9 protein-coding genes are annotated in these 10918 nt (G+C 59.9%); 2 read left to right on the top strand and 7 right to left on the bottom strand.

What is annotated here, in order from left to right; all coding sequences use genetic code 11:
• Positions 1-460: 460 nt before the first annotated feature.
• Genes nagE through ABRP86_RS08980 form a run of 3 tightly spaced genes read right to left on the bottom strand, consistent with a single transcriptional unit; the run spans position 461 to position 4557 of the window.
• A complete protein-coding gene (gene nagE / locus ABRP86_RS08990; protein WP_034659479.1) occupies positions 461-2548 on the bottom strand; it encodes an N-acetylglucosamine-specific PTS transporter subunit IIBC in 2088 nt (695 codons plus the stop codon).
• 57 nt (positions 2549-2605) lie between these two features.
• Positions 2606-3370 (bottom strand): glucosamine-6-phosphate deaminase, encoded by a 765-nt coding sequence (gene nagB / locus ABRP86_RS08985; RefSeq protein ID WP_349863822.1) that lies wholly within the window; start codon positions 3368-3370, stop codon positions 2606-2608.
• A gap of 11 nt (positions 3371-3381) precedes the next feature.
• Complete coding sequence (locus tag ABRP86_RS08980; RefSeq protein WP_284869945.1) at positions 3382-4557, bottom strand: N-acetylglucosamine-6-phosphate deacetylase; 1176 nt, start codon at positions 4555-4557, stop codon at positions 3382-3384.
• 312 nt (positions 4558-4869) lie between these two features.
• Between ABRP86_RS08980 and ABRP86_RS08975 the strand changes: the two genes are divergently transcribed.
• Positions 4870-5178 (top strand): hypothetical protein, encoded by a 309-nt coding sequence (locus tag ABRP86_RS08975; protein ID WP_239270128.1) that lies wholly within the window; start codon positions 4870-4872, stop codon positions 5176-5178.
• 403 nt (positions 5179-5581) lie between these two features.
• Positions 5582-6133, top strand: a complete 552-nt coding sequence (locus ABRP86_RS08970; protein ID WP_349863819.1) for a hypothetical protein — start codon at positions 5582-5584, stop codon at positions 6131-6133.
• On the opposite strand, the gene ABRP86_RS08965 is transcribed toward ABRP86_RS08970, so the two are convergent.
• From ABRP86_RS08965 to ABRP86_RS08950, 4 genes are all read right to left on the bottom strand, one after another.
• Positions 6123-7538, bottom strand: coding sequence for a phytoene desaturase family protein (locus tag ABRP86_RS08965; RefSeq protein ID WP_349863816.1), 1416 nt, complete (start codon positions 7536-7538; stop codon positions 6123-6125). The genes ABRP86_RS08970 and ABRP86_RS08965 overlap by 11 nt on opposite strands.
• Positions 7539-7844: 306 nt before the next feature.
• Positions 7845-8492 (bottom strand): rhomboid family intramembrane serine protease, encoded by a 648-nt coding sequence (locus ABRP86_RS08960; RefSeq protein WP_023016423.1) that lies wholly within the window; start codon positions 8490-8492, stop codon positions 7845-7847.
• 97 nt (positions 8493-8589) lie between these two features.
• On the bottom strand, positions 8590-9120 hold the full coding sequence (locus ABRP86_RS08955; RefSeq protein ID WP_005280498.1) for a peptidylprolyl isomerase: 531 nt from the start codon (positions 9118-9120) through the stop codon (positions 8590-8592).
• Between the two features lie 70 nt (positions 9121-9190).
• Complete coding sequence (locus ABRP86_RS08950; protein WP_349863813.1) at positions 9191-10828, bottom strand: dihydroxyacetone kinase family protein; 1638 nt, start codon at positions 10826-10828, stop codon at positions 9191-9193.
• Between the last annotated feature and the right edge of the window lie 90 nt (positions 10829-10918).

Below are 10918 nucleotides of genomic sequence, written 5' to 3'. Positions count from 1 at the left end.
CGTCGTGCCACACTAGTCATTCTGGCTTATCTCCTTATGCAGGTTGGGAACCTACACACAAACCATTAGACACTCTCAGGTTTCCTTACCGGCATCAACTGAACCGCCCATGAAGTTGTGAAAAGCCGCTGCCGCAGGGACTCGACCACGTTAGCGCGACAGAAATTTGAAGTGCCCCGGGTTTTGTTCCTAGGACATTTCAGTGAGCTTTGTTCATCGGAGCCCACGGGGACACTGGAGACTACAAGTACACGTTAGACGCCGCCAGTAGTGCCGCCAAACACTTACGGCACTACTGGCGGAACTTCCTGCCGCTTCCCCACTAGCGCGCGGCGCCGGCACACTCTCAAAGTTCGTGCGCAAGGCGCAGCGAAATCTATCTCAACAGCGCCCCGCAGATAACCCGGACGAACTTCTAGACCTGGCCACCAGTCTCAAAGAAAAGCTGGAAGGGCAAATTCTAGTGGCCAGCCGGGCGCACACGGGCAACGGAGACGCTCTGGTCAGCGCGGCCCTCGTGTTCGATATCTACTCCAGCGATTTGCTTTGCCGTGGGGCAGACCACCGGGGTAATGAGGTTGATGCCGCGTTCGCGCAGCTTCTCAGACTCCACCGCGATGATGGGGGTGCCGGCGCGGACGACATCGCCCTTGTCCACGAGCTTAGTAAAGCCCTCGCCCTTCAATTCCACGGTATCGATGCCGATGTGAATGAGCAGGTCAAGACCTTCTTCAGTCCGCATGCCAAAGGCATGGCCGGTCTTGAAGACCATCGTGATGGTGCCATCTACTGGGGCACAGACATCGAAGGCATCGATCTCGGTAGGAATGACGGCGAAGCCTTCGCCCACCATGCCCTGAGCAAAGGACTCATCGGGGACCTCGGAGAGAGGCACGACGGTTCCCTCGAACGGGGCGCGGAGCTCCACATCGGTCCCGATTTTCTCTGCGGGGAGAGAATCTTCGCTAGGCTTCGCCGGCGCCGTAGCTACCGCTGCAGAGCCGGTGCGCAGCTGTTGGTTGACCTCGTCAAACATGAACTGCACGGAGGGGCCCACGATGACCTGCACGTTCTTTTCGGAGGGGTGGATGACGCCGGAAATCCCGGCGCGCTTGATAGTGGGGTCATCGACAAGCGCGCGATCCTTCACACCCACGCGCAGGCGGGTGGTGCAGTAGTCCAAGGAATCGATATTGTCCTTGCCGCCGAGACCCTCGATGATGCGGGAGGCGGAAGCGGCGGTCTTATCATCGCCTGCGGCGGCATCGTCGTCTTCAGGGGCGTCCTCGTCATCGCCGCGGCCCGGGGTCTTCAGGTTAAACCAGCCGATGAGGTAGTAGAATATAACGAAATACAGGGCGAAGAAAATAACGCCCATAATTAGGAGCATGTACCACTTATTCGCTAGCGGGTTTTGCGAGGACAACAGCATGTCCACGAAACCTGCGGAGAAGCCGAAGCCCGCGGTCCATTCCATCGTGGCGGCGATAAAGACGGAGAGGCCGGTCAGCAGCGCGTGCACCACATAAAGCAGCGGGGCGACGAACATAAAGGAGAACTCCAGTGGCTCAGTCACGCCGGTGAAGAAGGAAGCTAGGGCGCCTGCGGCCATGAGGGAGCCGATGACCTTGCGGCGGCCCTTGTCCGCGCGCAGGTACATGGCCAGGGCGGCACCTGGCAGGCCGAACATCATGATTGGGAAGAATCCGGCCTGGTAGCGCCCAACAACTCCGTCCACGGTGCATTGTCCGTTTTCCCAAATACCAGGGCACTCTGCGGCGGAGGTAGCCGCGGCGGCCGCGTCGATAGTGGATTGGCCGGATTGGAAGTTACCGATGTCGTTAATACCAATAACGTCGAACCAGAACACGGAGTTCAGTGCGTGGTGCAGACCCGTCGGAATGAGCAGGCGGTTGGCCACGCCGTAGATGCCCGCACCCGCAGCACCGAGGCCCTGGATGGAGGTACCGAAGTTGAAGAGCGCGTGGTAAATGAAGGGCCATACGAAGTAGAGGATGGCGGAAACCACGATGGCGAAAAGCGCAGTGAGGATGGGGACGAGGCGGCGGCCAGAGAAGAAGGCCAGGAAGTCCGGCAGCTTAGTGCCATGGAAGCGGTTATAGATCATCGCCGCCATGATGCCTGCAAGGATGCCGAAAAGAACGTTGCCGTCACCGACTGCATTCCAACCTTCAGCCGCCCATTCGACGGCTTCGTCGCCCGTAAGAGCCTCGGGATCTTCGATGCCGCGATAGCCGGCCACCGCGTCGGGGCCCAAGAGCTTCATGAAGGTGGCATACGCCAGGAAACCGGACAGTGCGGAGGCACCATTGGAGTCTTTGGCCAGGCCAAAGGCGATGGCTACGGCGAAGATCCAGCCCAGGTTATCCAGCACGGCACCACCGGAGCTGACGAGCAGCTGCGCGACCACGTTATCCTGGCCGGCAACGCTGGCTATCCAGTAGCCAACGCCGCCGAGGATCGCCGCGACAGGCAGTACTGCCACGGCGCCCATCAGCGCCTTTCCGAGCCGCTGCAGCGGCCCCATAATATTGAGTTTCACGGGAGGAGTCCTTTCAAAGGTGTAAAGAGGTAAAAGAGGGCTTTAGTGCGGGCGGTGCTCATCCACAAAGCGGTAGTACTCGTGATCTTCCAGCTGGGAAGCCGCGTCTTCATCGAGAATCACCGTGGCCCGCTGGTGTAGCTGGAGGACCGAGGCCGGGCAGTGCGCGGACAGCGGGCCCTCCACCATGTCGCGGACCGCGCTGGATTTTTCAGTCCCAGTGGCCAGCAGCAATAGGTGGCGGGCTTCGCTGATGGTGCCGAGCCCCTGGGTTAGCGCATAGCGAGGAACACTGTCCGTGTTCTCGAAGAAGCGGGCATTATCCTGCACCGTCCGCGGGTGCAGCGTTTCCAGGCGCGTGCGCGATTGCAAGGAGCTGGAGGGCTCATTAAAGCCGATGTGCCCATTGCCACCGATGCCAAGCAGCTGGATATCGATGCCGCCAGCATGGCGAATGGCCTGGTCATAGGCGGCTGCGGCGCGGTCCGAGTCCGCGGCATCGCCCTCGGGGCTCTGCACTAACTCATCGATGAAGTCGACGTGGCTGGTAAATACGCGGCGGATGGTGGAGTAATACGACTGCTCATGGGAGCGAGCCAGCCCCACGTATTCATCGAGGAGGAAGGCGCGGCTGCGAGCGAAACTCACCTCCTGGCGCTCGCAGCGGGCGGTGAGTTCTTGATACATCGCTACCGGAGTAGAACCCGTGGCCAGCCCCAAGGTGGCCCCGGCGTTGGCATAGCGGACGAAGATATCGGCGGCGGCAATAGCCACCTCTGCTGGTGTGGAACGAATGAGGATATCCATGCAGTGCTTTCCTAACGTAAATCAGTATCTGTCGCGGCGGCGATGTCGATACCATCAGCGATGACTCGCACAGGTTCGAATCGAGCATTCAGGCCCACGAGGTTGGCGCGCTTACCGGGAGCCAAACGGCCCACGTCCTTATCCCCCAACACGTCCGCAGCCGTGGTGGAAGTAAACCGAACCGCTTCCTCTGCGCCGTGGCGCGCGGCAAAACGCGCAAATTGCTGCGCCAAGGTGGAGGTTCCACCGGCGATGGCGCCGCTGTCCACCCGCGCCACGCCATCGGTCACGGTAACGGGCAGGGAGCCCAGCTCATAGGAGCCATCGGCCATGCCGGCAGCGGCCATCGCATCGGTGACCGCAAAGGAGCGGCGGTTATAGGCCATATCCACGGTGCCATCGGCAAGATGCACGCCATCGGCAATAAGCTCTACCCCCGCATCGCCCGCTTTCGAGCCGGTGAGTAGCGCGGCCACCGTGCCGGGTGCACGGTGGTGGATGGGCGGCATGGCGTTAAAAAGGTGGGTGCCGGTCACGGTGACGCCCAAGTCTTTCGCCTGCTCCATGATCCGCAGCGTGGTCTCATAATCGGCTTCGGTATGGCCCAAGCTGGCGATAATATCGTGTTCTGCACAAACCTCAAGGATCTCTGCAGCGGCCTGGGTTTCTGGGGCGAAAGTAATGGACCGCAGGTGGCCGCGGGCGGCGTCGATCACCGCGCGGAAAAAGTCTGGGTCTCCCGGCACGATGCGCGATGGATCCTGCGCGCCACATTTGGCCGCGGCGATAAACGGGCCTTCCATATGGATGCCGGCGATATCCCCCTCATCTGCCAGCGTGGCAAGCAACTCCGCCCGCGCGCACAGCTCCGCTTGCGTCCCAGAAACCATGCTGGCTATCAGCGTGGTGGTGCCGTGGGCGCGATGAAAGCGCGCGGCGGCGCGGCACTGGTCATAATCACCATTGGGAAAGCTTCCACCATTGCCGCCGTGATTGTGCAGGTCCACAAAACCTGGAACCCACAGCAAAACGTTTGGGTCACCGGCTTGCCAGGCCGCGTGCGCTGCGGGGACATCGCCAAGCGAGATGTCTTCAATGCGCCCGCCAAAGTTCAGCGCACCAGCGCGCAGCTCGACGTTCTCGTCGATGTACAGGCCTTCTACGCGGCCCTTCGTCTGTGTCTGCATATTTCGTTCACTTTTCTGTTGTGTGGGCAGGCACCATCCCATAAACGCGCCGATATCCCAGCGCAGCACTATGTTATAACCTATTGGTACCATACCCCAGTGTCAATGATGTCACTTTCACTTTTTTATGTGAGATTTTCGAGGACTATCGACTGTGATGCTCAACTTCGTTTAGGCATAGACCCGCACCAGCCACTGGACTACATTGATCTTTAGGAAGTATCGCTTGCCGATGCCACCTCTACCCTCGGCTTCTCTCTAGCAAGCGCGCTACCTACGCCAACCACCGCGTCACGTCAGGAGAACGTAAATATGGATTTAAAACCAGAAACTATTGTTTCTAATATTTTAAGCGATATTGCGGAAGTAAATGATTGGGCCAGCATTGCTGATGCCACCGGCGCTAATGACATAAACTCTTCCCACGCCACCCCTGACGAGGTTTTCACCATCCTCACTGCTGTTAAAAATAGTCCCGATTTGGCCCTCGGAACTGTCACAAATGAGTTCAAGGATTTCCCTGATAGCTGGTCGCCGCGTGATATAACAGACCGGATCTTTGCCTCGTCAGATCCCACCCTCTCGATGATGGATATCTTTATGCGCCCGACCAATGAATGACCTACGGAAGAATAGAGATGAAAACTGACCACGTATCTCCTTTAAGTTACGTAGCCCTTAGCACTGTGGTTGTTGCTTCATGACTAGCCCTATATGTGCATTTTGAGACATATCCATGCTCATTGCCTTGATAATCAGTCTGCTCAACTGGGCCCTCCGGTCTTGTCATCAAGCAGCTACCCTGCAAAAGCGCAGGGATAAATTGGGTGCGATCTACTGTCTAAATGACCACTAAGAGTGCTCTTCCGCGATATCGCGCATGCAATTATTATTATTGAAATTATAACCGTTTCATGTCCTTCACAAGTACTCGCCTCGGACATGGCGGGATCCTCATCTCAAGGAGCACACCATAACCAGTCGTTCACCCGCACCGCCGCGGCACCGGTCCCAGTACGTTCTCTTGGCCGGCTTAGCCGTCTCGGTGGCCTATGCCGTCGTCCATATCGCGTTTTCTGATCCGGCCCTGATCGAAGGCACCGCACCCGCGCGCCTTTCCTTACGCAATTACCTTGGCCCAGTGCTGGGCTCTGGCATGGTGTGGGCATTATTTGCCTACCTCATGGGCAAGGCGTGCGCCCACCGGTGGAGATCGGCCTTTTTCGCAGGAGCCGGCATACTCTTGTTCATGTTGGCAGTGCACTACGCGCTGCTTTTCACCTTTGGTATCTACGACTGGCAGACGGCTTTTTCCTCTAATGCCACGTGGTTCCTCTTCGCCCTTATCGCCGGGCCACTTTTCGGCGTGGCGGGGGCTTTGTCCCACAGGTTCGGCTGGCTAGATTACGTTGCCGTGCTCGGCTTCGTGCTGGAGCCACTGATTACTGGGCTTATCCCAGGCAATAGTATCGAACCGCAGACCACGACCACCCCCGGATATCTTGCCGCGGTAACGCTGTGGATGATCGGTGCGGTTTTCCTCTACTGCGAACGCCGGGCTCCTATTAAGGGGTAGCCACATCCCCAGCGGCCCACCATCCGGGCATGCCATGGACCCCGGCCCCGGGCGCAGTGGAACTCGATGCCATGAATATTCCCGGCGCGAGCCGGTGCGGGTGCGCGGAGAGGCGCGGGCGCAGCACGGATTGCAGCCCACTCATGGAACCGCCGGCAATATCGCCGCCCACCAGGTTAGGGTTCCAGCGTTCCAGATCGGCCGGACTCGTGGTGTGGATGGCCAGAATAGTATCGCGAAAACCGGGTGCGAAACGCTCTATCTGCTGGGCAATAAGTTCACTAACCTCACCCGGGTAGCGCTCCTGGTAGCCGTGCGGCACGTGGGCATAGGTCCACAGCGCCAGCCCGCGCGACGGGTCAGCCACATATTGCTGACACACCATGACCAGGGGATTTACGGGCATGCGGCGCTTGCCGATGTCCCTTTCCGCCCCACTGATTTCCTCCAAGCTGCCACCCACATGGACGGTGCCAGCTTGGCCCACGCGGGGATCGGTCCACGGCACAGGTTCGCTGAGGTGAAAGTCCACCTTGTACACCGCGCTGCCATAGCGCCACCGCCGCAGGTTTCGTCGAGTCCGTGCAGGAAGGTCGAGCCCGCCCAGCCTAAGGATCTGGCGCGGGGTGAGATTGAGGATGAGGGCATCGGCGCGAGGCAAGCTGCGCACATCGGTGATCTCGGCACCGGTATGGATGCGCGCGCCGTGGGAGCGGAGGAGGTTTAGGAGGGCGCCGCTAAGCGCCTGCGTACCGCCTTCCACCACTGGCCAGCCGCGGGTCATGCCGAGCGCGCCAAAGAGCAGGCCGAAAGCAGAGGTAAAAGCCCTGGTAGGTGAGGTGATTGCGTGCACGGCGCTGCCAGAAAACAGGGCACGCGCCTGTGGGGAGGACAATGCCGCCCGAGCCAAAGTGCTCGCCGGCAGCAGGCCCGGCACGCCAAACTGCGCCAAGCGCACCGGGTGCTCGGGCCAGCGCACCAGTGGGGTTAGCGCATTAGTGAGATGCGCATCGATATTGCGCACCATGTGGCCGTGCAGGCGGGTCCATGCTTGGGCATCGGCGCCGAGCCCCGTAGCGGTCTCCGCAAGAGAGCGGTGGAGGATGGCGGCCGGCGCGCCCTCTAGTGGATGGGCCATGGGATACGGTGCGTGCCGCCAGCGCAGGCCGTGCGATTCCAGATCCAGCGCGCGGAAGGCCGGGCTCGCCACGCCGAAGGGGTGACCAGCCGCGCCGAGATCGACGATGGTGCCCGGGAAGATCTCCGTCGACGATGCCGCCGCCCCACCCGGGTGACTGGCGCGCTCATACACATCCACGCGCCAACCGGCCGTGGCGAGCCGGGCCGCGGCGGTGAGCCCATTGGGTCCTGCGCCGACGATCACAGCGTGCGGTTGCTTATCCACAGTCCTCCTTGTGCAGGTCAGTGGCCCCAATTTACCAATTCGCCCACACAATGGGTACAAAGCTATCCACAGGCTGTGGAAGAAACCTGTGGAATATTTATTTCACAGACTTATCCCCACCCTGTGGATAAGTGTTTTCACGGGCTTCCACAGGTGATTTTTCGGCCGCCGATACCGCTATAACCTGTGTGATCAGGGAAAACTCCGGAAAAGCGTTCGGTAAATTACAAGAATGTGGTTATCCACAATGTGGATAACTATTGTGGATTTCTTTCGCACACCCATTCCGGTGATCAAATTCCACAGTTATCCCCAAACCCCAGCTCGCAGGGCCAATAACACAATGATGACCGCACCGGTAAGAGCGACACCCGCCCAGCGCACGGATTTATTTCGATGAAAGAGGAAGAAGCTCAAGACAATGCCGGTGCACAACCCACCCAGGTGGCCCCACAGGGAGACTCCCTCTGCGACGAAGGTATAGCCCACATTGACCAATACGAGGACGATGGGCGCGCGCAAGTCCATCCCGCGTTGCCGGAAGACGCCCACCAGCATGCCCATCAGGGCAAAGATCGCCCCGGAGGCGCCTACCGTGGGCGTGCCAAAATCGAACCACAGCACCATGGCGGAAGCGCCCAAACAAGAAACCAGATACGCGGCAATGTATAACCCGGTATCGAGGGCGCGCTCTACTTCCCTACCGATGAGCAGGAGCATCACCATATTGACCGCGAGGTGCCCGCCGTCCAAGTGCATGAATTCCGAGGACAGCGCCGTTAGCGGCGCATCGGCGTACTGCGGCCCCCACAAGGCCCAGTCTTGGCTCAGCGTGGAGAGAAAGAAAGTCTCGCCCAATGTGCGAGCTTGTACCGCGGTAATTGACCACGCGATGATGCAGATCGCGGCGATGGTCGAGGTAACGGGGGCGGTTCGCAAATAATTTTTCACCATGGCGTAGAAGCTGACCCTTTGTTGGCATTCGGATAAAACTAAACGAACCCGGCACCACAGCAAGGTGTGTGGTGCCGGGCGCGGTACGAGAAAACGCTTAGGCGATATCGATGGACTCGATGACAACGTCCTCGTGCGGACGGTCCATGCGGTCGGTGTCGACCTTGCCAATCTTGGAGACGACTTCCTGCGAAGCCGGGTCCGTAACCTCACCGAAGATGGTGTGGTGGTTGTTCAGGTGCGGGGTCGGCGCCACGGTGATGAAGAACTGGGAACCGTTGGTGCCTGGGCCAGCATTGGCCATGGCCAGCAGGAATGGGCGGTCGAACTGCAGCTCTGGGTGGAACTCGTCCTGGAACTGGTAGCCCGGGCCACCGCGGCCGGTGCCGGTGGGGTCGCCGCCCTGGATCATGAAGTTATCGATGATGCGGTGGAAGATGGCGCCATCGTAGAACGGGCCGGACTGCTCGCCCTTTGCGTTCTGGGTGGAGTAGTCCTTTTCGCCCTTGGCCAAACCGATGAAGTTTTCAACGGTTACCGGTGCGTGGTTACCGAAGAGATCGATAACAATATCGCCGTAGTTGGTATGCATCGTTGCAGTTGCGGTCTTCTGAGTCATGCCAGCCATTGTAAAGAATTTACTTCCTCTCCGCTGTGCAAGACATAACGCTCTCAGCGATCGCGCTATCGTTCTCCCCCTAGTCAGCTGACAGGGCTTGTCCCCCAAATAGCCAGCTAACCACGAGGGCACCGGGATCGATGACTCCCTTGCTGCGATCACCCAGGTAAGACGCGCGTCCCTTCTTGGCAGCGATCTTTCCGGTTTCTTCCACGCCCTCGCGTGCGGCCTCGTACAGGGCCTGGAGCGTTTGCTCGTCTGGGCGCTCTGCACCGATTTCTTTCGCCTTTTCAGCAGCCGGAATGAGCGCATCGAGCATGGTGCAATCCCCGCGCTGCGCGCCGCCAAGTTCCTGAATAAACTCCGCCGCGCTGCCCAAACCTTCCGCTAAGGTCTCCGCTCGGGCCATGTCGTTGAAGAAGCTGCCGAAGACCGCGCCCGAGGTTCCGCCCGCAAGAACGAGGAAGCGCTTGGCCAGGCCGGTGAAAATCTCATCATCCGCGCCGCGCAACGGCAATTCAATACTTTCCAGCGCCGCCTCCATATTGGTACCGAAGTCCCCATCGCCGGCTTTGCGATCAAGCTCGGTCAGTTCCTCGATGGAGGATTGCACGCGGTCGACGAAGTCACTCAACCACTGGTTCTCTTCGCCCTCTTTAGGCAGTTCATCTTCAAAGGTAATCCGCGCCGATTCCACCTGCTTGGCACCGCCCAAGGTATGGGGCCAGGCGGGGGCTTGGGTTGGGGCATCGATAAGCTCAAGCAGCTCGTCGTCCGCCTTGAGCAGCGTGATGGATACGCCGTGCATATTGACCGCGGTGACGAAGTTGCCCACCATGGAGCGCACTACCGTAATCCCCTTCTCCGCCAGCTGCGCGGACGCCTCGCCGAATACCAGGCTCAGCTCCAAAGGCGTGGTGCCGCCCAAACCGTTGACTAGGCACACCACCTCGTCGCCGCTGTTGATATCAAGGGCAGCACCCAGCTTTTCCAGCACGGTGGCCACGATGGCATGGGCATTATCGACCTTCTCCGTGTGCGTGCCAGGCTCGCCATGGATGCCCACGCCGACTTCCATGTGCCCGTCATCCAGATCAAAGGTCTCGCGCCCCGTGGTGGGCAAAAAGCCGGATCCCAGTGCCACGGACATGCTGCGGGATTGATCGGCGGTCCGTTTCGCAAGCTCGGTGACCTTATCCAAGTCATCGCCGCGATACGCCGCGGCACCGGACACCTTTTCCACCAGGATCGTAGCACCCGTACCGCGCCGGCCAGGGCCCTCGCCGGTGCCTTCGGTAGCAATATCATCTGCAACCAGGACGGAACGCGTATCTACGGCCTCTGCCGCGTTGCGGGCCACGGTGAAATTCATGACATCGCCGGTGTAATTCTTCACAATGTGCAGCACTCCCCTGCCCTGGTCGGCCCACTGCGTGGCTTCGCTGACCTGAACCGCATTCGGGGAGGTAAATAGCAGGCCCGGGCAGGCAGCGGCGAGCATGCCTTGCCCAATGAAGCCGGCGTGCATGGGCTCGTGGCCGGATCCGCCACCGGAGATGACCGCGACCGCCGGTTTATCATCGGCCGTGCGCAGCGGGGTGCTGCGCCCGATGAAGCCCGCGTCGTGCCAGGTGGCATCGGGATGCTGGGCGATGAACCCGGCCAGGGAATCAGAAAGGAAGGATTCTTGGCTATTGCGAAATGCTGAGTGCTTCATAGCGCCCACGGTAATCCGGATCCGTCCAGAGCGTCATGGGTGGGTACTAGGTCACGAAAACGCTATGCAGACCGGCTGCATAGCGTTTCC

It is taken from the genome of Corynebacterium sp. KPL3927, assembly GCF_040225835.1.
In the GTDB taxonomy this organism is placed as follows: Bacteria; Actinomycetota; Actinomycetes; order Mycobacteriales; family Mycobacteriaceae; genus Corynebacterium.
The sequence above is the reverse complement of the archived record's forward strand: the minus strand, read 5'-3'. Positions and strand labels throughout refer to the sequence as shown.